This window comes from Rhodoferax antarcticus ANT.BR (assembly GCF_001938565.1).
Lineage (GTDB): Bacteria > Pseudomonadota > Gammaproteobacteria > Burkholderiales > Burkholderiaceae_C > Rhodoferax > Rhodoferax antarcticus.
Genome location: NZ_MSYM01000018.1, coordinates 41,883 through 66,058 on the forward strand (window position 1 = coordinate 41,883; position 24,176 = coordinate 66,058).

Annotated in this window: 13 protein-coding genes, 1 pseudogene and 1 riboswitch; of the genes and pseudogenes, 7 read left to right on the plus strand and 7 right to left on the minus strand. The window is 60.9% G+C overall.

All coding sequences use genetic code 11. From position 1 onward, the window contains the following. Positions 1 to 4: 4 nt before the first annotated feature. The gene (thiC, locus tag BLL52_RS16405) at positions 5 to 1,930 is read right to left on the minus strand and encodes a phosphomethylpyrimidine synthase ThiC (RefSeq protein ID WP_075588009.1); all 1,926 of its coding nucleotides are present in this window, start codon (positions 1,928 to 1,930) and stop codon (positions 5 to 7) included. Between the two features lie 83 nt (positions 1,931 to 2,013). Continuing rightward, a riboswitch (TPP riboswitch) is annotated at positions 2,014 to 2,123 on the minus strand. A gap of 204 nt (positions 2,124 to 2,327) precedes the next feature. Next, a complete protein-coding gene (gene dnaE / locus BLL52_RS16410) occupies positions 2,328 to 5,966 on the minus strand; it encodes a DNA polymerase III subunit alpha (RefSeq protein WP_075588010.1) in 3,639 nt (1,212 codons plus the stop codon). A 143-nt stretch (positions 5,967 to 6,109) separates the two neighbouring features. On the opposite strand from dnaE, the gene BLL52_RS16415 reads away from it, so the two are divergent. Beyond that, on the plus strand, positions 6,110 to 6,754 hold the full coding sequence (locus BLL52_RS16415; protein WP_075587746.1) for a response regulator transcription factor: 645 nt from the start codon (positions 6,110 to 6,112) through the stop codon (positions 6,752 to 6,754). Here the strand turns inward: BLL52_RS16415 and BLL52_RS16420 are convergent. The 4 genes from BLL52_RS16420 to BLL52_RS16435 form a co-directional block, all read right to left on the minus strand. Further along, a complete protein-coding gene (locus tag BLL52_RS16420) occupies positions 6,724 to 8,685 on the minus strand; it encodes a hybrid sensor histidine kinase/response regulator (RefSeq protein WP_075587747.1) in 1,962 nt (653 codons plus the stop codon). The two genes, BLL52_RS16415 and BLL52_RS16420, sit on opposite strands and share 31 nt — an antisense overlap. Further along, complete coding sequence (locus BLL52_RS16425) at positions 8,682 to 9,545, minus strand: ABC transporter substrate-binding protein (protein WP_158025701.1); 864 nt, start codon at positions 9,543 to 9,545, stop codon at positions 8,682 to 8,684. The genes BLL52_RS16420 and BLL52_RS16425 overlap by 4 nt, the downstream gene beginning before the upstream one ends. A 109-nt stretch (positions 9,546 to 9,654) precedes the next feature. Then, complete coding sequence (locus tag BLL52_RS16430) at positions 9,655 to 11,625, minus strand: TonB-dependent receptor plug domain-containing protein (protein WP_083634015.1); 1,971 nt, start codon at positions 11,623 to 11,625, stop codon at positions 9,655 to 9,657. A 173-nt stretch (positions 11,626 to 11,798) separates the two neighbouring features. Beyond that, positions 11,799 to 12,353 (minus strand): flavodoxin family protein, encoded by a 555-nt coding sequence (locus tag BLL52_RS16435; protein WP_075587749.1) that lies wholly within the window; start codon positions 12,351 to 12,353, stop codon positions 11,799 to 11,801. A 155-nt stretch (positions 12,354 to 12,508) separates the two neighbouring features. Between BLL52_RS16435 and BLL52_RS16440 the strand changes: the two genes are divergently transcribed. The 3 genes from BLL52_RS16440 to BLL52_RS16450 all read left to right on the plus strand — a co-directional run bounded on the left by BLL52_RS16440 (position 12,509) and on the right by BLL52_RS16450 (position 17,484). Beyond that, positions 12,509 to 13,564, plus strand: a complete 1,056-nt coding sequence (locus BLL52_RS16440) for an NAD(P)/FAD-dependent oxidoreductase (RefSeq protein ID WP_075587750.1) — start codon at positions 12,509 to 12,511, stop codon at positions 13,562 to 13,564. After that, a complete protein-coding gene (gluQRS, locus tag BLL52_RS16445) occupies positions 13,561 to 14,529 on the plus strand; it encodes a tRNA glutamyl-Q(34) synthetase GluQRS (protein WP_075587751.1) in 969 nt (322 codons plus the stop codon). The genes BLL52_RS16440 and gluQRS overlap by 4 nt, the downstream gene beginning before the upstream one ends. Before the next feature lie 66 nt (positions 14,530 to 14,595). Next, positions 14,596 to 17,484 (plus strand): EAL domain-containing protein, encoded by a 2,889-nt coding sequence (locus BLL52_RS16450; protein WP_075587752.1) that lies wholly within the window; start codon positions 14,596 to 14,598, stop codon positions 17,482 to 17,484. On the opposite strand, the gene BLL52_RS16455 is transcribed toward BLL52_RS16450, so the two are convergent. Beyond that, positions 17,442 to 20,015: a sensor domain-containing protein gene (locus BLL52_RS16455; RefSeq protein WP_241839231.1), complete on the minus strand. Its 2,574-nt coding sequence runs from the start codon at positions 20,013 to 20,015 to the stop codon at positions 17,442 to 17,444. The genes BLL52_RS16450 and BLL52_RS16455 overlap by 43 nt on opposite strands. 224 nt (positions 20,016 to 20,239) lie before the next feature. Between BLL52_RS16455 and trmB the strand changes: the two genes are divergently transcribed. The 3 genes and pseudogenes from trmB to BLL52_RS16470 all read left to right on the plus strand — a co-directional run. Continuing rightward, complete coding sequence (gene trmB, locus BLL52_RS16460) at positions 20,240 to 20,995, plus strand: tRNA (guanosine(46)-N7)-methyltransferase TrmB (protein WP_075587754.1); 756 nt, start codon at positions 20,240 to 20,242, stop codon at positions 20,993 to 20,995. Between the two features lie 76 nt (positions 20,996 to 21,071). Beyond that, positions 21,072 to 21,887 carry a pseudouridine synthase gene (locus BLL52_RS16465; protein ID WP_241839232.1) on the plus strand — a complete coding sequence of 272 codons (816 nt, stop codon included), beginning with the start codon at positions 21,072 to 21,074 and terminating at the stop codon, positions 21,885 to 21,887. A 147-nt stretch (positions 21,888 to 22,034) separates the two neighbouring features. Continuing rightward, positions 22,035 to 24,044: pseudogene (locus tag BLL52_RS16470) on the plus strand (oxidoreductase); the annotation flags it as partial. Positions 24,045 to 24,176: the final 132 nt, after the last annotated feature.

Below are 24,176 nucleotides of genomic sequence, written 5' to 3' on the forward strand. Positions count from 1 at the left end.
TATTTCATGTATAAAGTTCTTGCCCAGCCACACGGAATTCGGCGGCTTTTTCTGCCAGCGCGCTGCTGACCTGCGCAGCATCGGGCGCGCCATCAGAGCCCGCCAGTAGCGCATTCGCCGATTGAATGCGGGCAAATTCGCGCACCTCTTGCGAGATGCTCATCGAACAGAATTTGGGCCCGCACATCGAGCAAAAATGCGCCAGCTTGGCGTTGTCTTTGGGCAAGGTTTCGTCGTGGTACGCCATGGCCGTGTCGGGGTCAATGGCTAGGCGGAACTGGTCTTCCCAGCGAAATTCAAAGCGCGCCTTGCTGATTGCGTTGTCCCACATCTGCGCGCCGGGGTAGCCTTTGGCCAAGTCCGCGGCGTGGGCGGCGATTTTGTAGGCGATCAAACCCTGTTTCACGTCGTCGCGATTCGGCAAGCCCAGATGCTCCTTGGGCGTGACGTAACACAGCATGGCGGTGCCGTACCAACCAATGTTGGCCGCGCCCATGGCTGACGAAATATGGTCATAGCCCGGTGACACGTCGGTGATTAGCGGCCCCAAGGTGTAGAACGGCGCTTCAAAACAGGCGCTGAGTTGCTTGTCGACGTTTTCCTTGACCATTTGCAGGGGCACATGGCCGGGGCCTTCAATCATCACCTGCACATCATGCTTCCAGGCGATTTGCGTCAGCTCGCCCAGCGTGTGCAGTTCGGCAAACTGGGCTTCATCGTTGGCATCGGCAATCGAGCCGGGGCGTAGGCCGTCGCCCAGCGAAAAGCTCACATCGTAGGCTTTCATGATGTCGCAGATGTCTTCAAAATGCGCGTAGAGAAAGCTTTCACGGTGGTGCGAGAGGCACCATTTGGCCATGATTGAGCCGCCGCGCGAGACGATGCCGGTGAGCCGGTTCGCGGTCAGGGGGACATAGGCTAGGCGCACCCCGGCGTGAATGGTGAAATAGTCCACGCCCTGCTCGGCCTGCTCAATCAGCGTGTCACGAAACAGCGGCCAGCTCAGTTCTTCGGCTTTGCCGTTGACCTTTTCCAGCGCCTGGTACAGCGGCACGGTGCCAATCGGTACCGGGGAGTTGCGCAGAAGCCACTCGCGGGTTTCATGAATGTTCTCGCCGGTGGACAGGTCCATCACCGTGTCGGCGCCCCAGCGGATCGACCAGACCAGCTTGTCCACCTCTTCTTCAATGCCTGAGGTGGTGGCTGAGTTGCCAATGTTGGCATTGACCTTGACCAGAAAGTTGCGGCCAATGATCATCGGCTCGCTCTCGGGGTGGTTGATGTTGCACGGGATCACTGCGCGCCCGCGCGCCAGCTCGTCGCGCACAAATTCTGGCGTGACCGGCTGCGCCATCAGCGCGCCAAAGGCCTGGCCGGGTCGGGGCAAGCGCTCGGTGGCGAGGCGCTGGGCGAGTTGCGCGCGCACCAGGTTTTCACGGATGGCGACAAATTCCATCTCCGGCGTGATCAGGCCACGGCGCGCATAGTGCATCTGCGTCACATTGGCGCCGGTCTTCGCCCGCCGGGGAATGGGCGGCTGGGCCATGCGCAGAGCGCTCAAGCTGGGCTCGCTTAAGCGCTGCTGGCCGTAGGCGCTGCTCAAGCCGGGCAGCGCTTGCGTATCCAGCCGTTCGGCAATCCAGCCGCTGCGCAGGGCTTGCAGGCCCCGGGTAATGTCAATCTCAACGCTTGGGTCGGTGTACACGCCGGAGGCATCCGGCAGGCGCAAAGGCGGGTTCGGTACGCGGCTGACATCAGCTTGCGTGGGGCCAGACTTGACCAGCGTGTCGGTGAGGGCGACCTCGCGAAACGGCACCCGGATGTCGGGGCGCGAGCCAGTGAGGTAAATTTTGGACGAGCCAGCAAACGGCGTGCGCGTGATGCGACGGGTGATTTGGCTGATGTCTACTGCAGGTGAGTGAATGGTCAAGGTGGTCTCCTGAAAGGTCAAAGGAGCCTGCCTGGAGTGCCGGGGAGTCACTGGAGATCTTGGGTAGAGCTCACAGATGCGCCGGTGCCAATTGCGTTGTTCCCTACGCGGGCATGACCCCGATCAGGTTCAGCGGGTTCCACAGAAGTGGTCTCAGCCCCGACTTTCGTCTTGGGCGCCCCGACAAGCCAGACCAGTGTACCAATCTAGCATGCGCCAGCCGCCGGAGCGGCTCGGCAACGGCTGCTACGGCTGCTACAGCTGTCACGACTCGCTTGACCCGCTATGCCTGTGTTTGGGGCGTGGTTGCCGGGTGAACGCCTGAATGGCAATCGAAACAATTAACTACTAAATTAATAGCTACTAGCGCATTACCTACAAGGGCTAGACGCCAATTTCATTCATAAACAATGTCTGCTGTGCCCGGTGCCGCTTGCGCCCACCAACTGGCCAGCGCGGCGTTTGTGGGGTAAAACTTGGCGCGCTCACCCAACTGCAGTTCGACGCTGGCCGCACCCTCCTCGCCTTGGCAGGTTAACGCCATGCGCACCTGCAAGCCGCGCCACAGGTCGCCCTGCTCGGTCACCTCACGCTGCGCCGGGTAATCTTTGAGCAGGCGCGCCACATCTGGCGCTCTGGTGGGGGTGGCATGGGTTGGCGTCGCCAGGGTGGTCGCCGCACTGGCGGGGGCCACATCTGTCCCGGCACCGGTAGCATGCGCAGCATGCCCCAGCACCACCCGCAAATACTTACCAAAGCGGCAGCGCGCCTGCTCCAGGTCCCAAACCTGCGTCACCGTCAGCTGCATGCCGCCAGAGAAACGGTCTGGCTGCGCCTTGCCCATGACGATGATCAGTTCGTCGTCTTTCAGCAGGTTTTTATGCGCGTTGATCAGTGCTTCGTCGGCTCGCGCGTCGATCACGCCAGATTTATCGTCCAGCTTGAACAACCCCAGCTTGCCGCGCTGGCCGTTGATGATGCGAAAGTCGGTAACGATGCCCGCCAGCAATTGCGGCTCACGGGTGTCCAGCAGTTCAGCCACAGGCCGCTTGGCAAAGCGGCGCACCTCGTCAGCCACCTCGTCAAACAAGTGGCCTGACAAATAAAAGCCCACCGCCGTCTTCTCATACGTCAGGCACTCTTTCACGCCCCAGGGCGTGGCCTGCACCAACTCGGGCTCCTGGGTGCTGGAGCCCACATCGTCGGCGCCGCCCATGTCAAACAGGCTGCACTGGTTGGCGTTGGCCAGGGTGGCGGCACCAAACTCAAACGCCAGGTCCACGCTGGCCAGCAGACTGGCGCGGTTGAGGTGGATCGCGTCAAACGCACCGGCCTTGATCAGCGCCTCCACCGTTCGCTTGTTGATGCGGCTGCGGTCGACCCGGGCGCAAAAGTCAAACAAGCTCTTGAACGGCCCACTCACATCACCCAGCGGCCCCACGCCGCGGCCCGTGCGTGCGGCAACAATGGCTTCGATGGCTTGGGCACCGCTGCCCTTGACCGCCGCCAACCCATAGCGGATCACCGTGTCAGACACCGGCTCGAAACGGCTCACACCCCGGTTCACGTCAGGCGGCTCAAAGGTCAGGCCCATTTTGATGGCGTCTTCCAGCAACACTTTGAGCTTGTCGGTGTCGTCCATTTCCACCGTCATGTTGGCGCAGAAAAACTCGGCGGTGTAGTGCACCTTGAGCCAGGCGGTGTGGTACGCCAGCAATGAATACGCCGCAGCGTGGCTCTTGTTGAAGCCATAGCCGGCAAACTTCTCCATCAAGTCGAAGATGTCGTCGGCCTTGTCCTGGGTGATGGCGTTTTTGGCGGCACCATCACGGAAGATCTGCCGGTGCCGGGCCATCTCATCCGCGTCTTTTTTACCCATGGCGCGGCGCAGCATGTCGGCGCCACCCAATGAGTAGCCGCCCAGAATCTGCGCGGTCTGCATCACCTGCTCCTGGTAGACCATGATGCCGTAGGTCTCAGACAGCATGTTGGCCACCAGCGGGTGCGGGTACTCCACCACTTCGCGGCCGTGTTTGCGCGCCACAAAGCTCGGAATCAGGTCCATCGGGCCGGGGCGGTACAGCGCGTTCAGCGCAATCAGGTCTTCCAGCCGAGTCGGCTTGGCGTCACGCAGCATGCCTTGCATGCCGCGCGATTCAAACTGGAACACCGCCTCGGTCTTGCCGTCCTGAAACAGCCGGTAGGTGGCTTTATCGTCCAGCGGCAGGTTCTCAAAAGCAAAGTTTTCCTGCCCTGGATGGCGCTGGATGATGAATTTGCGGGCGATCTCCAAAATGGTCAGCGTCGCCAGGCCCAAAAAGTCGAACTTGACCAGGCCGACCGCCTCCACGTCGTTTTTGTCGTACTGACTCACCGCCGAGTCGCTGCCGGGCTGCTGGTACAGCGGGCAAAAATCGGTGAGCTTGCCCGGTGCAATCAATACGCCGCCAGCGTGCATGCCGATGTTGCGGGTCATGCCCTCCAACTTGCGCGCCAGCTCCAGGAGTGTGCGCACATCTTCCTCTTTGGCTTCACGCTCGGCCAGAATCGGCTCGGCCTCTGAGGCGTACACCAGTTTGTCGTCTTTTTTACGGTCGGGCGGCGGTTTTTGCAGGGTAACGGCCACGCCCGGCTTGTTCGGGATCAGTTTGCTGATGCCATCGCAAAAGGTGTAGCTCATGTCCAGCACCCGACCCACGTCACGAATGGCAGCGCGCGCGGCCATGGTGCCAAAGGTGGCGATCTGGCTCACTGCGTCTTTGCCGTATTTGTCTTTCACATAGTCAATCACCCGGTCGCGGTTGCCCTGGCAGAAGTCAATGTCAAAGTCGGGCATCGAAACCCGTTCCGGATTCAGGAAACGCTCAAACAGCAGGTTGTATTGCAAAGGGTCCAGGTCGGTAATCTTCAGCGCATAGGCCACCAAAGAACCCGCACCAGAACCGCGCCCCGGCCCCACCGGGCAGCCGTGGCTTTTGGCCCAGTTGATGAAATCCCCCACGATCAAAAAGTAGCCGGGGAAACCCATCTTCAAAATGGTGCCCAGCTCAAACTCCAGGCGCTCCTGGTAGCGTGGCATCTCCGCCGCGCGCTTGGCGGGGTCGGGGTACAGATGCGCCATGCGCTCTTTCAAACCCTCTTGCGAAGCGTAACGAAAGTAGTCGTCGGCCTCCATCACCACGCCATCGACTTGCGGAATCGGAAAATCGGGCAACTGCGGCTTGCCCAGCACCAGGCTCAGGTTGCAGCGCTGGGCAATCGCCACCGTGTTGGCCAGGCTGCTTGGCACATCGGCAAACAGCTCGGCCATTTGCGCCGCGGTCTTAAAGTGCTGTTCGCGGGTAAAGCGGCGCACCCGGCGCGGGTTGGCCAGAATTTCACCCTCGGCAATGCACACCCGGGCTTCGTGGGCTTCAAAGTCTTGCGGGGCGGCGAACTGAATAGGGTGGGTGGCCACCACTGGCAAGTTCATGCGCTGCGCCAGCTGCACGGCGGCAGCCACCTGCGGCTCGTCTTCGGGGCGGCCTACGCGTTGCAATTCCAGATAAAAGCGGTGCGTAAACACCTGCGCCAGCTGCATGGCGGCATCAAATGCCCGGGCCTCGTCGCCCTGCAGCAGCGCCTGCCCCACTGGCCCGGCCTGCGCACCTGACAGGCAAATCAAGCCCTCGTTCAAGGCCTGCAACCAGGCCATGCTGATGGTGGCTTGCGCCTTGTTGGCGTTTTGCGTCCAGGCGCGCGCCAGCAGTTCTGACAGATTCAGGTAGCCGGCGGTGTTTTGTACCAGCAACACTACGCGTGAAAGTTGCGCGGCATCTTTGCCCAAGCCCTCCAGCCAGATTTCCGCACCGATAATCGGCTTGACGCCGCGTTTACGACCCTCTTTGTAAAATTTGATGGCACCAAACAGGTTGCTCAGGTCGGTAATGGCCAGAGCGGGCTGCTGGTCAGTGGCAGCCGATGTGACGATCTCATCAATGCGGTTGGTGCCGTCGATGACGGAAAATTCGGTGTGAAGGCGCAGGTGTACAAACATGGCCTGCATTGTAGGAAACAGGACTCAAGCAAAACCGCCCCAGCTTCGTTGCGCCGCCTTGCCGTACCGGGTGTACTGTCTGCGTCGGCGTGCCTAGCTAGGACAATTTTGCTTAAGCCCTTAGAACAGTTGGAGCTTCTAAATTGAAAATCCTGGTGGTTGATGATCATGCGCTGGTGCGCGCGGGCCTGTGCCAGGTGCTGCAGGGCTTGGAGCCTCTGGAAACCACTGAAGTGATTGAGGCGGGTGACTGCGCCCGCGCTTTTGTGCTGGCCGCCTCCCACCCCGATCTCGATCTGGTGCTGCTGGACTACCACTTGCCCGACATGAATGGTCTGGCAGCGCTCGGGGTGTTTGGCAAACGACACCCGGAGCTGCCGGTGGTGATTTTGTCGGGCTCGGCCAACCCCAGTATTGCCCAGCGGGTGCTGGCGCATGGTGCTGTCGGGTTTATCACCAAGTCCGGTCTGAGTGATGAGCTGCTGCACGCGTTGCGTCAGGTACTACAGGGCCAGGTTTATTCCCCACCAGAGTTCGGCATCGGCCCTGGCCCATCACCCACAGAGGCAAAAGCCCCGGTTTTCACGCCGCGCCAGCAAGAGGTGCTGCAACTGCTGTTGGGCGGCTGCAGCAACCGCGATATCAGTGACCAATTGTCCTTGTCGGACGAAACGGTGAAAAACCACGTCAGCAGCATTTTGCGGGGTTTCGGCGTGAAAACCCGCACCCAGGCGGCGCTGCAAGCCGGGCGCTGGGGTTACGACCGATCCTCCCCCGTCAGCCGCTGATCGCGCTGAGCCATCAGCAAGTGGCGCAGCAAACTGCGCAGCTTGGCCGGGCGCACCGGCTTGTGCAGCAGCGTCAGCCCGGCCACTTGGACCGCCTGAATCACCGCCGGATCGGTGTCCCCACTCATCAGGCAAGCGGCTGTGGGGCGGCCCAACTGCTGTTGCAACTGCTGCACCAGTTGCAAGCCAGAAAGACCTTCTTGCAAACGGTGGTCACTGATGATCACATCGGGCAACACACCCTCGGCCAAGCGTTGCAACGCCTGCGCTGGACCTTGCGCCTGCGCCACCCGCATGCCCCAGCTTTCCAGCAAACCCACCAGGGCCGTGCGGGCCAGGTCGTCGTCCTCAATCACCAGCGCCCACTTGCCCGACACATCGTCCGCCAACTGCCGGTCTTTGGGCAGCGCCTGCATCACTGGCAGCTCCGCGGTTGCCAAGGGCAGACTCAAGCTGAAGCAGGTGCCACGCCCAAGGCGTGAGCTCAAGGTGAGCGGGTGGTCCAGCAAGTTGGCGGTGCGCTGCACAATATTCAGACCCAGCCCCATGCCTTTGGTGCGGTCACGCGCAGCATTGCCCACCTGGTAAAACTCGGCGAAGACGGCCTGCTGATGCTGCGGTGCAATGCCAATGCCGGTGTCCCACACCTGCAATTGCACCTGCTTGTTGGCACACCGGCGCGCCGCCACCAGCACACCACCGCGCTCGGTGTAACGCAGGGCGTTACTCACCAGGTTCAGCAGGACGCGGTAGATCAGGGTGGCATCGCTCATCACCCACAGATCAGTGGGGCGCACGCGCAGCGTCAGCCCTTTGTCTAAAGCCTCGGCGCTCAAATCTTGCTGCAGCTGCTCAAAAAGCGCTGCCAGCGCAAACGGTCGCTTGCTCACCTGGATGGCGCGCGCCTCCAGCCGGGAAATGTCCAGCAGACCGTCCAGCAGGTTTTGCATGGCACGCACCGAAGCATCCAAATGGCTGATCAGCTCGCCAGTGCGGGCGTCATGCGGAAGCTGCGCCAGGCGCGACACAAACAGGCCAAGCGCATGCGTGGGTTGGCGCAAATCGTGGCTGGCAGCGGCCAAGAAGTGTGATTTGGCCTGGTTCGCCTGCTCGGCCTCATCTTTCTTCTCACGCAGGGCCTGTGTGGCCAGCGTGACCTGCTGCTCCAGCGCACCCTGGGCCAGGGCCAGGCGTTCGGCCATCAGGCGAATGTGGCTTTGCAGCTCATGCAGCGGTTCCTGCTTAGCCGCCTGACCGTGCAGCTTGTCTACCGCAGCAAAGTCACCCCGGCCAATGCGCTCAACCAGTTGCGTGATGCGGGTGATCGGGCGGATCACGCCACGGCTCAAAAACACGGCCAGTGCCATGCCAAACAGCAGGCTCAAGATACCAATGCCTCCCCCGGTCGCCAGCATCTGGCGCTTGCGCGCGTCCACGTTGTGGCGCGAAAACACCACCACCACCTGCCCCAACTGGATGGGTACCTGTTCCGGCCCGACCGAATTTCTGGCAAACAGATCATCCAGCGGCACATCACTGGGAAACACCGGCTGCGCCAGCCAGTCCAGCTGAGCCTGGCTGTCAAATCCTTGCTGCTCTGAGGTGATGAGTGGGGGCATCGGCAGTTGGGCGCCGTCGCCCGCACTGGCCAGCGTTTGGCCACGGCTGTCCATCACCAGCACTTGGCGCACATCGGCTTCATGCAGGGCGCCGGCCGCCAGGGCTTGCAATTGCTGCAGGTTGCCTGAAAACAGGCCGTATTCGCTGGCCAGCGCCATTTGCCGCACCACCGAACGGTTGCGCTGCTCATACGCGGTTTGCATGTCGTCAAAGCGCGCCGTCAAAAACACCGCTGCCAACAGGGTGCTGATCAAGAACAGCGGCAGCAAGGCCGCCAGCAGCATACGCGAGCGGATGTTGAGAGGTTTCATGGCAGGCGCTCCAGACGCCGCAGTGCCAGGCGCAGGCTGATACCGTCAAAAGTCAGGCCCAAAGAGCGGGCAACATGGGCATTCACACCCACTTCAAAGTCATTGGGTTCGGTCGGGTGATCGGGCAGCGGCTTGCCTTGCAGCACCTGCCACACCTGTTCTGCCGCCTGTTGGCCAGCTTGCTCAGGCGTGGTGTACAGCGCCAGCACCGCACCGGCACGCACATACGCCGGGGAAAAAGCCACCATCGGCACCCGCGCACGAAAGCTCGACAACAAAATGTTTTGAATGGTGCTGCTGTTAAACACCAGCGGGTCGGGTAGCGCCAGCAACACGTCGCTGTCTGCCAGCAGCTCTGGCAGACTGGTGGACAAATCTTCCACCCGACCAAGCACTACCTCCGACAAGCTCACGCCGTAAGCCGCCGCTTGCAGTTGTAAGCTGCGCGCGTTGCCAAACGACTCAGGTCCCCATAAAACTCCCAGACGACCGGCCTGTGGCAAGGCCAGCCGAACCAATGTCAACTGGCGCGCCAGCGGCTGGTCCAGGTAAATCGCGCTCAAGCGCCCCGACATGACCCGGCCATTGCTGCGCAGCAAGCGCTCAAAACTACTACGCGGCAGCAGTGCACACAAAACCGGCGCTGGAACTTTGCGAGCCAGCAGAACTTGCGCAGCCTCGCTACCCAGCGCCACAAAAATATCCTGGCGCGGGGCTTGATCCGACTGCAGGCGCAGCGCCAGATCCGAGGCGAACGACTGCGAAATCTGGGCAGGCGCCACACCCAACCGCGCCAGACCATCGGTCAGCGCCTGCACTGCCTGCGCGTAGGCGGGCGCGGGGTCACTGCTGACAATCATGACCCGCACCTGGCCCAAGGGCGTTTGCGCCAGTGCTGCACCGCACAGCAGCCAAGCCGCCGCACAGAGCCACAGTAAACGCCGCTGAACCCGCATCTGTATCGTCGGCTCAGTTTTCCAGGCGCAGGGTGATGTAAGCCTGCTGTTGGAACAAGTAATCGCGCTTGAAATCGGCATAAGCCGAGCCCAGGTTTTGCACTACCAGCGCCAGCTCGCCTCGCTGAGCACCCCAGCGCAGGGCTTTGGCCAAGCGCAGGTCGGTGCGCCGTTGCGGCTGCGGCCGATCAGCGACCAGTTTCACCGGACTGTTATCGGTGTGCAACAGCGTCAGGTTCCACTGACCGGGCAGTTGCTGGAAAAGCGCCAAGGAACTGGTTCGCTTGGACGTGGCAGTGGAGGCGTGCGTCAAATTTTCGCGGCCGGTGGCATAGGTGTTGTCAATGTAGGTCTGACCAAAAACGACCTGCCCGCCTTGCCAGGGCTGTAATTTCAACTGGTATTCCAGCCCCCGAAGATCAAAGGCGGCATCATTGCGATAGTCGCTGGGTGAGGGTTTAGTTTGAATATAGATGAGCTTGTCAAAGCGCTCCTGAAACAGTCGCACATCCAGACCCAAGCGCCAGTCGGGAAAATCACCCAGATAACCCAGCTCTTTGGCCAGCAAGGTCTCGGGTTCAGCCTGCCCGGTGGACAGGGTATTCTTTAAAGGCGGGATACCGTTCACGATGTAACGCACGTCTGCAAACTTTTCATAGCTGCTCGGTGGCCGAAAGGCCTTGGACACCCCCGCGCGCACGGTGTGACCGGGAGCCAGGTGCCAATTCAGCATCAGGCGCGGCGCCAGGGTGTTACCGGTGACGCTGCTGTTCTCGGCCAGAGCGCCGGCATTGAGCAGCCAATCCGGCGCCAGCCGCCACTCCAGATTGCCAAACAGGCGAAGAAAATCGGTGTCAAACGGCGCGCTGGTGTTGTACAGCGGGGCCGACACAATGCGCTCGCTGCGGTACTCGCCACCCACGACGCTGCGCAGCGTTTCAGAATGCCGCTGGGTGTACTGCAACGACACCGCATCGCTTTGCGCTTCACCGTTGCCACGCACCATGTACACATCGTTGATTCCATACGACAACAACGAGACCGGAAACTCTTCCCGATAGTGCTCTTGGCTGCGCGACAACTTGAAAGCCAAGTCTTCATCACTACTGAGGACGACCTTGTAATCCAGCTGCGCATAAGCCGAATCAAAGCGGAACGGGCGCAGCGGGTCAGACGGATACGACTTCTGGCCACGGCCCGAATCCAGATTCAAGGCACCCAGGCGCAACTGAAGTTCGTGACCGGCAGCGGTGTACCAGTCGGCTCGCAGGTTAACCCGGCTCACTGAATTGCTGACATAGGCGCCTTCCAGACCGTCGTCAGCGCGCCGGTCAGCGCTCAGCCTGATGCTGCCAGGCCCGGCCGACCAGCCTATGCGTGCCTGCGCGTCATGAATGCCGTTTTGCCCCGTCGTCAGCGAGCCTTCGCCACCCAGCGTGTCAGCTGTGTGGCGCGTCACAATGTTGATCACCCCCAGAAAAGCACGCGCGCCGTAGGCCGCCGAGTTGGAGCCACGCAGCACCTCCATGCGCTCAATGTCTTGTAACGCCACGGTCTGCAAACCAGGTGCAACGCTGCCGATAAAGTACGGCGAATAAGCCGAGCGGCCGTCAATGAGCAGTTCGACCCGGTTGGAATAGCGCCCAAAAATACCGTGATATCCCACCTGCGGCGCCACGCTCTCAAACGAATTGCTAACGCGAAACCCCGGCACCAAGCGCAGCAGGTCGGCCACATCCCGCGCGCCAGAGCGACGGATCATGTCGCGATCCAGAATCGTCACCGCGCCGGGTGTCTCGTCTTGGCGCTGCGCCAGCCGCGACACGCTGAGCACGATCGGCATGTCGCTGAGAAAGTCGTTCTCCGACAGCGGCACTACCGGCTGCGCCAGCACCTGACGACAGCACAGCAACACGCCAATTGCCAACACCGTCGGTACAGGGCGCAAAACAACGACGCGTGGAACAGGTAAAGCGGGTTGCATAACAGGTCAATCATTGTGGTTTTTGTGCGCAGATTTTGATCTGTGCCGCCGACGGCACATTGACGTCTGTCAGTTAGGACGCAAATGACCCAAAGCGTAGAATAGTGTGCTATAGTTTATATAGCTATAGACGCTTTGTATTCAAGGGCTATAGGCCTAAAAGACTTATAAAATCAAGCTTTGAAACGCGCTGTCACCTCGGCCACGCGCTTGCCGAAAAGGCGCGCTGTTTCCAGGTCACCGGGCAACATCTCTGAAGGCGACGCGTCAGACGGCGACTGCGCCATGGCGCCGGCCCAGGAGCCCACATAGTTCACATCGTTGCGTTTGGCGGCCTTGGCATTGCTGGGCATCAGGCCGGTGCCGACCCAGATGCCGTGGTGCTGCATGGCCAGGGTGAACAGGTAAGTCAGCGTGGAATGTTTGTCGCCGTTCATGGTGGCACTGTTGGTGAAGCCAGCAAACACCTTATCTTTCCACGCCTGGGCAAACCAGGCCTTGCTGGTGGCATCGGCAAATTTCTTGAACTGCCAGCTGACCATGCCCATGTAGGTGGGGCTGCCCATGATGATGGCGTCTGCGTCCTGCAGCGTGGCCCAGCCGGCATCATTGACGTTGCCTTCGGCATCAATCATCACCAGTGTGGCGTCTGCGCCGTCGGCCACCGATTGCGCCATGCGATGGGTATGGCCGTAGCCGGAATGAAAAACAACTGTCATCTTCACCATGCTGAAAACTCCTTGAAAAAACTAAAAAGTCTGCAAGTGTGCCCGCTTTCACACAAGCCTGCCTGCGCGCGATAGCGGTTTAAGGGTTGGCTGGTGGGACAATGCGATACACCTGCGCCAGCCGCCTGACCCTATTTACCTCTGGAGAAAACAACATGAACACATCCCCCCGCACCCGACAACACTTTGCCATCATCGGCGCTGGCATGGCAGGCGTGACCTGCGCGCGAACCCTGGTGCAAGTCGGCCACAGCGTCACCCTGTTCGAGAAAAGCGCGGGCCTGGGTGGGCGCATGGCCACCCGCGACAGCGCTTTTGGATCGTTTGACCATGGTGCCCAGTACTTCACCGCGCGCGACCCGCGTTTCGTCATGGCGCTGGAAACCTCACCTACGCTGGTCAAGCGCTGGAGCGCCAGCGCCGTGCAGATGATCAACGCCAACGGCCAGATCAGCGCGCCTGAGGCGCCAGTGAGCGAGGCGCATTGGGTCGGCGTGCCAGGCATGAACGCACTGGTGACGGGCTGGGCACAGGACCTGAAAGCCCCCAGCCAGATCGAGCTGAACACCCGCGTGACGTTGATCGAGCCCGACGCAGTCAAACCTGGCTGCTGGCAACTGCACTCCGAAGGGGTGGACGACGCGCGCCATGTTTACTCTGGTTTTGATGCTGTTTTACTGGCTATCCCCAGTGCTCAAGCGCAAAGCTTGCTACAAACTTCAAAGCAGGCCGAGCCCTGGACGCAGCGCTTGGCTGCCGTGCAAGCTGCGCCCTGCTGGACGCTGATGCTGGCTTTTCCGCAAGCCATGCAGCCTGATTTATCTACCCTGGGCCCAGACTGGAGCGCTGCGCGCAGCAAGCACCACCGCATTGCCTGGCTGGCACGCGAGTCCAGCAAACCCGGCCGTGGTCCGATTGAGCGCTGGACGGTGCAAGCCAGCGCCGACTGGTCGCAAGAGCATTTGCAAGACGACCCGGCCCGCGTTCAGGCCAAGTTGCTCAAAGCGTTTGCCGAGGTCACCGGCATCCACGCCGAGCCCTCGCATGTGGACAGCCAGCGCTGGCTGTACGCCAAAACTGAAAAGCCGCTGGGCCAAAGCCATCTTTTCAACGCCGAGCAGGGCTTGGGCGTGTGTGGCGACTGGTGCCTGGGGCACCGTGTTGAAAACGCCTATGTGTCGGGGCTGGAATTGGCGCTTGCGGTGGTGTGACCCACTACACCGGCCGCTTCGCCCCCTCCCCCACCGGGCCGCTGCACGCGGGCTCGCTGGTGGCGGCGCTGGCCAGCTGGCTCGATGCGCGGGCTCACCAGGGCACCTGGCTGGTGCGCATCGAAGACGTGGATACGCCGCGCTGCCTGGCCGGCATGGACCAGACCATCCTGCAGCAGCTCGCGCTGTGCGGCCTGCACCCAGATCAGCCGGTGCTCTACCAATCGCGCCGAGCAGACGCTTACCAGCAGGCACTTGATGCCCTGGTGCAGCGCGGTCTGGCCTATGCCTGTGGCTGCAGCCGCAGAAAAATTGAAGCGACGCTGGCGCAACACGGCGCAGGCAAACCCCGCCACGGCGAGCTGATTTACCCCGGTACCTGCCGCGCTGGACGGCACGGCACACAGGCACCAGCGTGGCGGCTGCGTACCGATGTTTATATAAGAAATATGCCTCTAGCCCTTATCAATAAAGCGCTGGTAGCTCCTGATTCAATAGTATTCTCAACCCTGCCTGCAGCTACTGCCGAGCCGATAGTCGGGCCTATCACTTGGTCAGACCGGCGTCTGGGCACCCAGCAGCAGGATGTCGCCGCCACGGTGGGTGACTTTGTGGTGAAGCGCTCTGACGCCTGCTTTGCCTACCAGCTGGCGGTGGTGGTGGACGACGCCGCCCAAGGCACCACCAACGTGGTGCGCGGCGAAGACCTCACCGACAACACCGCCCGGCAAATCTTGCTGCAGCGTGCGCTGGGTCTGCCCACACCGCGCTACCTGCACACGCCGCTGGTATTGGGGGCCAATGGCGAAAAGCTCTCCAAACAAAATGGCGCCGTCGCCCTGGATTTACAGCAGCCACTCACCGCGCTCAACGCTGCAGCCCAGGTGCTGGGTTTGGCGGCATGCACCAGCACAGTGCCACAGGCGCTATTGGCCTGGACCCGCCAGTGGAAAACCCTGTGGTAACGACCACCAGCAGAGGTTTCCAAAGCGCCTGAGCGCGCCCATAATGGTGGGAAAACCTCATCCCCCATGACCCAGCCCTTGACAGCCACTCTGCGATTCGTGGGCCACACTAGCCCGCAGGTGATCGCCGCCAGCGAATCCATCAGCGCTCTGCTGGGTTTTGCCGCAGCGCAGTTTCTGGATGGCTCGGTCACTTGGACCGCGTTGGTACACCTTGACGACCAAGACATCACCGAGCGGCTGTTTGCTGAAGATCGTCAACCCGCGCAACGCAGCTGCAACATTCGTCTGCGGCATCAGGATGGTCGCATCCGTTGCGTCAAGCTGGATTACCGCTGGGAGCAACCAGACGCGCAGCCCGCTGTACTTGAACTGCAGCTCACTGATGAGCAAGCTCAGCAAGCACTGGCTGAAAACGAGCACCGGTTCAAGACCATTTTTGATCAATTGCCCGCCGTTTCGGTGCAAGGCTACAACCGGGCGCGCCAGGTTATCTTCTGGAACCATGCCAGCGAAATTTTGTACGGCTACACCCGTGAGCAAGCCATGGGCCAACGCTTGGAAGAGCTGATCATCCCGCAGCCGATGCGCCAGGCCGTGGCTGGTTTCGTCACCGACTGGACCAACGGCGGGTCGGCCATTCCCGCCGCAGAACTGACACTGCAAAACGCCAAGGGTCAGCCGGTGGAGGTTTTCTCCAGCCACGTGATGTTTACCGACACCCAGGGCGAGCCTGAAATGTATTGCGTGGACACCGATATCTCGCAGCGCAAGCAGGCTGACCAAGGCTTGCGCGCCAGCGAATCGTTTTTGCGCACCATCATTGATGAAATTCCCGACCCACTGGTTTTAAAGGACCAGCAGGGCAATTTTCTACTCTGCAATCAGGCTACGGCCAGGTTGTACAACACCACGCCCGCGGCGATGGTAGGCAAACACGATGGTGACTTTGGCGTTCCCCAGGATCTGGCCGACGCTATGCGCAAGAGTACGCTGGCCATCATGGCCCGGGGCGTGGCCGACATCGTTTTCGAGGACAGCCGTGACGCCGCCACCGGCGAACTGCGCCACTACCGCTCCATCAAAAAACCACTGAAGGACTGCAACGGGCAAGACCAGATTCTGGTCGTGGCGCAAGACATCACCGATGTAATTCGGGTGCAACGCCAGCTCAAGGAGAGTGAGCTGCGCCTGCTGCATGTGCTGGAGGTCACCCGGGAAAGCATCTGGGACTGGCACTTGCCCAGCGGCACGGTGCAGCATAACCGCCAGTGGTTCGAGGCCTTGTGCTACGCCGAGGGTGAAATCGCCTCGACCATGCAAAGTTTTGTGTCGCTGATCCACCCGGATGACCGCGCACAGGTCAGCCAGCGCATCAACGACCTGCTTGAGGGCACGGTGACCCAGTACAACTCAGAGCACCGCATGCTGCGCAAAGACGGTCAAGCCATCTGGGTGCGTGACCGCGGCCAGGTAGTGCAGCGCGATGCACAGGACAAGCCTGAGCGCCTGGTGGGCAGCTTCACCGACATCACCCTGCAGAAGGCGCAGCAGCAGTATCTGGAGCGCATTGCCCACTACGACGACCTCACCGACCTGCCGAATCGGGTGCTGCTAGCTGACCGCATGCACCAGGCCATGCTGCAGGCCAAGCGCCGTGGCACCCGCATCGCGGTGGTGTACCTGGATCTGGACGGCTTCAAAGCCATCAACGACCGCCACGGACACGCCATGGGCGACCGGCTGCTGGCAGAGATTGCCACACGCCTGAAGCTCGTGCTGCGCGAGGGCGACACCATCGCCCGCCTGGGCGGTGACGAGTTTGTGGCGGTGCTGGTAGATTTGGCAGACGTGGATGACAGCCTTGCGCTGGTTGACCGATTACTGCAGGGCGCCTCGCACCCCACGGTACTCGACGACATGACCCTCAATGTGTCGGCCAGCATGGGAGTAAGTTTTTACCCGCAGACCGATGACACCGACGCTGATCAATTGCTGCGCCAGGCCGACCAAGCCATGTATGGCGCCAAACTCGCCGGCAAAAACCGCTACCAACTGTTTGATGCCGAGCACGATCGCACCTTGCGTGTCAAAAATGAGTCCATCGGGCGCGTGCACCAGGCGCTGGCACAGCAGGAGTTTGTGCTGTATTACCAGCCCAAGGTCAACCTGCGCACAGGAAAGGTGGTGGGCGCCGAGGCCTTGATACGCTGGCAGCACCCTGAGCGCGGCTTACTCGCACCGGCGGCTTTTCTGGCGGATATTGAAGGGCATGCGCTGGGTATTGCGCTGGGTGAGTGGGTGATCAGTACCGCACTGCAGCAGATCGAAACCTGGTCTGCCCAGGCACTGAACCTGGCTGTGAGCGTCAACATTGCCGCGCACCATTTGCAGCAGGCCAATTTTGCCAAACGCCTCACCAGCCTGATGGCAGCGCACCCCAGGGTGCCCCATGGCCAGCTAGAGCTGGAAGTGCTGGAAACCACCGCGCTCGAAGAGCTTGACGCCGTTGTCCAGGTCATGCTTGAGTGCGCGCAATTGGGCGTGAGCTTTGCCCTCGATGACTTTGGCACCGGCTACTCCAGCCTGGCGTATCTGAAACGCCTGCCCGCGCACACCCTGAAGATTGACCAGTGTTTCATTCGTGACATGCTTGACGATCCGGAAGACCGGGCCATCGTTGAAGGCGTGCTGGGGCTTGCCAAAGCCTTTAGTCGCCAAGCCGTGGCAGAGGGGGCAGAAACCCAAGCACATTGCAAGATGTTGCTGCAGTTGGGGTGCGACTTGGCGCAAGGCTACGGCATTGCCCGCCCGATGCCCGCCGAGCAGATGCCACAGTGGTGCGCCAACTGGCGCCCCGACCCGGCCTGGGGACGGACGAGCGTCACTCGGTGTGATGCAGATGCCGCAGGTCAAGGCACTGCCGTCATCGTCTTGGCAAAGGCCTCAAGTTGATCCACCGGCAGCGGCTTGCTGAAGTAGTAGCCCTGCGCCTCGTCACAGCCTTGCAAACGCAAGAAGGCCAGCTGACCGGGTGTCTCGACACCTTCGGCAATCGTTTGCATTCCCAAGCTGCTGGCCAGGTTGATGACGGCGGTAACGATGGCGCGGTCGTCCTTGTCGTCGCCAATATCACGCACAAACGACTGGTCGATCTTCAGCTTGGACACCTTGAATTTCTTCAGGTAACTCAAAGACGAGTAACCGGTGCCAAAGTCGTCAATCGACAGGCGCACGCCCTGCTCGTGCAACTGGTTCATCAGTGCAATGGCGGCGGTCGGGTTGTCCATGGCCATGGCTTCTGTCAGCTCCAGCTCCAGATACTGGGCCGGCAGGCCCGCCATTTGCAGCGTCTGCATCACCAAGGCCAGCAGATCGGGATGGCGAAACTGCACGGTTGACAGATTCACCGACATCACCATCGGTTTCATGCCAGCGTCCAACCAGGCTTTCATCTGCGTCACCGCAGTGCGCAACACCCATTCGCCAATGGCAAGAATCTGCCCGCTATCCTCAGCAATCGGGATGAATTCGCTCGGCGCTACCGCCCCGAATTCCGGGTGCTGCCAGCGTATCAGGGCCTCAACGCCCACCATATGGCCGTCCTGCAGAGAGATTTGCGGCTGGTAGTGCAGCAGAAATTCACCTCGCGTCAGGCCAAAATACAAGGCATTGCTGAGCTGCAGCCTGCGCGCCGAGTGGGACTGCATCTCGGGCGTGAAAAAGCAAAAATTGTTGTGGCTGGAGCGTTTGATGCGGTACATCGCGATGTCGGCGTTTTTGGACAACGTCTCGAAATCGTCGCCATCGTGCGGATACAGCGCAATGCCGATTGACAAGGTGCTGACCAACTCATGGTCATCAATGATGAAGGGCTCGGCCATGACGGACAGCACCTTCAAGGCCATCTGGCTGGCACTTTCCTCGGTTGCCGAGGGCAGCAGCAGGATGAATTCATCACCCCCCATGCGTGACAGTGTGTCGCCCGCACTCAGCACGCCTGCCAGTCGCTGGCTCACCTGCACCAGCAGACGGTCGCCAATGGTGTGCCCCAGCGTATCGTTAACGTTCTTGAAATGGTCCAGGTCAAGAAACATCAAGGCCAGACTCTCGCCGTTGCGCTGCGCCAGCTGCCGCACAAACTCAAAACGCTCTTGCAATTGACTGCGGTTGGGCAAACCGGTGAGTTGGTCAAAATGTGCCAGTTGGTTAATGCGCTCTTGCGCCAGCCGGATGTCGCTCATGTCACGGGTCATCGAAAGAATGCAGTCCACATTGTCAAAGCGCACCAAGGCGGCGGACATTAACGCGGTCGCCACAGTGCCGTCCTTGCGACAAAACTCCACCTCCATGTTGTAGCAGTGGCCATCGCGGTTCAAAGCCCGCTTCAACCGATGGCGATCTGCAGGACACCGCCAGATATTGATCTCCTGCGAGGTTTTGCCAATCACCTCGTCCGCCGTCCAGCCGCTCAAGCGCTCAAACCCTTCATTCACGTCAATGTACAGGCCGTCGCTCAGGCGGTTGATGTTGACGCTGTCCGGGCTGGTATGAAAAACCCTGCGGTAGCGCTCTTCACTGTCCTGCAAGGCCATTTGCACCCGGTTGCGCTCCCGCTCATCGGCAAAGCGCGCCAGCGCAAAGCTGATGTCTTGCGCTATTTCCAGCAACAAGGCCTGTGCCGAGTCGTCAAACGCATTGACGGTACCCGAATAAACCGACAGCACCCCATACATGGCGCCATGGCAGGTCAACGGCAGGCCCGCCACGCTGGCCCAGCCAAACTCACTGGCGCGGGCGCGCCAGGCTTGCGCCCGAGGGTCATGCAGAAAATCCTGAAACCAGACCGGCCGCGCCTCACGAAATGCGGTACCCACCGGCCCCTGACCGCTGGGTTGATTGGCGTGCGGTGTGATCAAAATATCTTGCAAGTAAGCTGTGCCCTCACCACTTGAGGCCACTGGCACGATCAAGCCGGTGGCCGCATTCAACGTCCCAATCCAGGCCATTTTCATGCCGCCGTAGTTCACTGCGTCAGCACAGATGATGGGAAAAAGTTCAGCCGCGCTGGTGCAGCGCAGAATAGCTTGGTTGCATTGGCTCAAGGCGGCATAAAGGTCGGTCAGGCGCTGCAGCTTGTGCTCGGAAGCCACGCGTTGGGTCACATTGCGCGCCAGCACAATAAAACTCACCGAGCGGCCCGCACCGTTGCTTTTGCGGGAAATTGACAGCTCAAACCAACGGTGGCCCGCTGGCAACCTCAGCTCAATCAACCGCCCAGTCGAAAAACCTAAGGTGTTGGCCTCTTGCAGCGCGGCCATGCAGGCGTCGGCAGGGATGGCTGGCATGACCTCATGCACTGTTTTGCCCAGCAGGGTCTCAGGCGGCACGGCCAGCAAGTCAGCCCGTGGCGAGTGGTAGTCAAGGTAGCGGCCATCCAGATCAAGCTCAAACAATGCGTCTGGCAGGGTGTCCAAAATCGCCAACAAACGGCGCTCAAAACTAGCGGCTTCGGCGGAACAAGCGCCTGGATTGACGGGAGCGGCAAGACGAGGGGGTTCGGCGGGACTGGATGGCAACATATCAAACGTCCATTTTCACTCTTTTTAGTAAGGTTTTACTCTTTTTAACAGACGGCTTTACCCTTAGTGTTCAGACGGCAGACGTCGCCTGAAACCTACAATCCGGCCTCACTTTGAGCGTATGCACTATGACCCCAGACCCCACCCCCGAGACCACTGCGCTGCAGCACCGGGTCATTCGCAGCTTTGTCAAACGCACCGGGCGCACCACCTCAGGGCAACACAAAGCTTTGACTGAACTGGGGCCCAGGTTCTTGCTCCCCTACCAAGAATCTACTCTTGATTTTGTAGCTGCTTACGCAGACAGTACAAGGGCTACAGGCCAAAATAGCATCAAACCGCAGCCGCTGATTCTGGAGATCGGCTTTGGTATGGGTGAAGCCACAGCGCACATTGCCGCGCTGCTGCCAGAGACAAACTTCCTGTGCTGTGAGGTGCATGACCCGGGTGTGGGCGCACTGCTCAAGCGTATCGGTGAGCAAGACCTGCACAACATCCGCATCTGCGCGCATGACGCAGTGGAGGTGATTGACCACATGCTGCCCGAGCAATGTCTGGACGGCATCCACATCTTTTTCCCCGACCCCTGGCACAAGGCGCGCCACAACAAGCGCCGCCTGATCCAAAGCCCGCTCATTGCCAAGCTGGCACCGCGCCTGAAGGTGGGCGGATACATCCACTGCGCCACCGACTGGCAAGAATATGCCGAGCAGATTTTGCAGGTGCTGACCGAGGAACCACTGCTGAAAAACACCGCGTTGGCCGCCCACCCTGAGTTGCAAGGCTACGCCCCCAAGCCGTATTACCGACCACTGACCAAGTTTGAAAACCGCGGCCTGAAACTTGGTCACGGCGTCTGGGACCTGGTTTTTGAGCGGGTTTAAACCTCCCACCTTAAACGGTATTGGCCCCAGCTGCGTTGGCCTGCCCGCTGGGCCGTGGCCGACGCTAATCGACTTTTTGACCGAGCGCTTTCCCAACGTCGCACCCGCCACCTGGCTGGCACGCATGGCCCGTGGCGACGTGTTTGACGAGCTTGGCGCAGCCATCACCCCCCAGCAGGCCAGCCAGCCACCCTACCCCGCCAACACCCGCCTGTATTACTACCGCGACGTGCCGGATGAGCCGCATATCCCGTTTGAGGAAGTGGTGCTGTACCAGGACGAGCACCTGCTGGTGGTGGACAAGCCACACTTTTTGCCGGTGGTGCCCTCGGGTGGGTATTTGCGCGAAACGGTGTTGGTGCGCCTCAAACACAAGCTGGGGTTGGCTGATCTGGTGCCGATTCACCGCATTGACCGCGACACCGCAGGACTGGTGATGTTTTCCAAACAACCCGCCAGCCGCGCTGCCTACGCTGCGCTATTTAGCCGCCATCAGGTGCGCAAGACTTACCACGCCATTGCCCCCTGGCGCGCTGATGTGCCCCTGCCGCAGTTGCGCCAAAGCCGCATCCGGGAGGCTGGGCATTTCATGCTGCAGCACGAAGTGCCTGGCCCGGTGAACGCCATCACGCAGATTAATGTGCTGGAGGTGCGCGGTGACTTGGCCCGCTACGCGCTCAAACCCGTTACCGGACAGCGGCACCAGTTGCGTGTGCACATGCTGGCACTTGGCTTGCCCATTTTGAACGACGGGCTGTACCCCACGCTGACCCCCGAGGGTCAGATGGACCACGCCCACCCGCTGCAACTGCTGGCCCGGGAGCTGGTTTTTACCGACCCGGTGAACTTGGCCGAGCGGCATTTTGTGAGCCAGCGCCAGCTGATGTTCTGAACCGGCAATCGGTTAGGGGCGGCACTCTACCCGTGGCACTCCTGAGTGCGTGTGCTACCCCTAAACTGCCAGATGAATTCCGCCCCAGAGACCACAGCGTACGCACCACCACGGGCACGCTCCAAAAATGAAAAAGAGGACATCACCATGACAAGCTACCCCCACCTGCTCGCCCCGCTGGACCTGGGCTTCACCACCCTGCCCAATCGGGTGCTGATGGGCTCGATGCACGTCGGGCTCGAAGAGGTCAAAGACGGCTTTGCCCGCATGGCGGCGTTTTATGCCGAGCGCGTGCGTGGCGGCGTGGGCCTGATCGTGACCGGCGGCATTGCGCCCAATGACCGTGGCCGCCCCATGCCTGGCGGTGCAAGGCTGACCACCGAGGCCGAGGCCGACAAGCACCGTATGGTCACCGATGCGGTGCACCTGGCGGGTGGCAAGATTGCCATGCAGATCCTGCACTTTGGTCGCTACGCTTACCACGACCAGCTCGTCGCCCCCAGCGCCCTGCAGGCGCCCATCAACCCGATGACACCCCATGCGCTCAGCACCGAAGAGGTCTACCAGACGGTGGACGACTTTGTACGCTGTGCCGCGCTGGCGCAAAGCGCAGGCTACGACGGCGTGGAAATCATGGGCTCTGAAGGCTATTTGCTCAACGAATTTATTGCCACACGCACCAACCAGCGTGATGACGAATGGGGTGGCAGCTATCAAAACCGTATCAGGTTCCCGCTGGAAATCGTGCGACGCACGCGCGAGAAGGTGGGGGTCAACTTCATCATCATCTTCCGCTTGTCGATGCTCGATCTGGTCGAAGGCGGCTCAACCCTGGAGGAAGTGATCGAACTTGCCCAGGCGCTGGAAAAAGCCGGGGCCAGCATCATCAACACCGGCATTGGCTGGCATGAGGCGCGCATTCCGACCATTGCCACCAAGGTACCGCGCGCTGCGTGGGCCTGGGTCACGCAGCAGCTCAAAGGCAAGGTGAACATTGCGCTGGTGGCCACCAACCGCATCAACACACCCGAGGTGGCCGAGAAACTGCTGGCAGACGGTTTTTGCGACATGGTGTCCATGGCGCGGCCGCTGCTGGCAGACTCCGAGTTTGTCAACAAGGCCGCGCAGGGCCGCGCTGACGAGATCAACACCTGCATCGGCTGCAATCAGGCCTGCCTGGACCACACCTTTGCCGGCAAAGTGACCAGCTGCCTGGTGAACCCGCGCGCCTGCCACGAGACGCTAATGCCCCTGACACGCGCTGCGACTGCCGAGAAAATTGCCGTCATAGGTGCGGGCCCGGCGGGCTTGGCATTTGCCACCACCGCCGCCCGGCGCGGACTGACCGTGACACTGTTTGACAGTGCCGCCGAGATTGGTGGCCAGTTCAACATTGCCAAACAGGTGCCTGGCAAAGAAGAGTTTTATGAGACGCTACGCTACTTTGGCAAGCAAATCGAACTCACCGGCGTGCAGTTGCAGCTCAATCACCGCGTCAACGCGGCTGAACTCATCGCCGGGGGGTACAGCCACATTGTTCTGTCCACCGGTGTGCTACCACGCACGCCGCCCATTGACGGCATCGACCACCCCAAAGTGTTGAGCTACCTGGACGTGCTGCGCGACAAAAAGCCAGTGGGCAGGCGCGTGGCGCTGATCGGCGCGGGCGGCATTGGCTTTGATACCGCTGAATTTTTGCTGCATGAGGGCGTGAGCCCGAGCCTGAGCCCGATCAAATTCTTTGCCGAGTGGGGCGTGGACACCAGCTACGCCGAGCGCGGCGGGCTCAAACAGGCGCACCTAGAGAAAAGCCCGCGCCACGTTTACCTGCTACAACGCAAGGCCAGCAAAGTGGGCGACGGCCTGGGCAAGACCACTGGCTGGATTCACCGCACCTCACTGAAGAACCGCCATGTCGAGATGCTGGCCGGGGTGAGCTACCGACGCATTGACGACGACGGCCTGCACATCAGCATCGGCGGGGAAGACCGCACGCTGGCGGTGGACAACATCATCCTGTGCGCGGGGCAGGAGCCACAGCGTGCCTTGCAAGCCGAGTTGCTGGCCGCAGGCTGCAGCGTGTTTCTGATTGGCGGTGCCGACAAGGCCGAGGAGCTGGACGCCAAGCGCGCCATCCAGCAAGGCACCGAACTGGCGATGCGCCTGGGCCAAAGCAGCGCACCTGCCGGTGAGCCAACAAGCGCTTCAACCCCTCATACAGCCGCTGCCCAGGCCAAGGCGGGTTTATATGACAAATCGACCTCTAGCCCAGGTGAAACAAGCGCGAGT

Excerpts from the sequence above, each read along its gene's own strand:
- dnaE (WP_075588010.1), bottom strand. The coding sequence starts at position 5,966 with ATGTTTGTACACCTGCGCCTTCACACCGAATTTTCCGTCATCGACGGC.
- BLL52_RS16420 (WP_075587747.1), bottom strand. The coding sequence starts at position 8,685 with ATGAAACCTCTCAACATCCGCTCGCGTATGCTGCTGGCGGCCTTGCTG.
- BLL52_RS16425 (WP_158025701.1), bottom strand. The coding sequence starts at position 9,545 with ATGATTGTCAGCAGTGACCCCGCGCCCGCCTACGCGCAGGCAGTGCAG.
- BLL52_RS16430 (WP_083634015.1), bottom strand. The coding sequence starts at position 11,625 with ATGCAACCCGCTTTACCTGTTCCACGCGTCGTTGTTTTGCGCCCTGTA.
- BLL52_RS16435 (WP_075587749.1), bottom strand. The coding sequence starts at position 12,353 with ATGGTGAAGATGACAGTTGTTTTTCATTCCGGCTACGGCCATACCCAT.
- BLL52_RS16440 (WP_075587750.1), top strand. The coding sequence starts at position 12,509 with ATGAACACATCCCCCCGCACCCGACAACACTTTGCCATCATCGGCGCT.
- BLL52_RS16450 (WP_075587752.1), top strand. The coding sequence starts at position 14,596 with ATGACCCAGCCCTTGACAGCCACTCTGCGATTCGTGGGCCACACTAGC.
- trmB (WP_075587754.1), top strand. The coding sequence starts at position 20,240 with ATGACCCCAGACCCCACCCCCGAGACCACTGCGCTGCAGCACCGGGTC.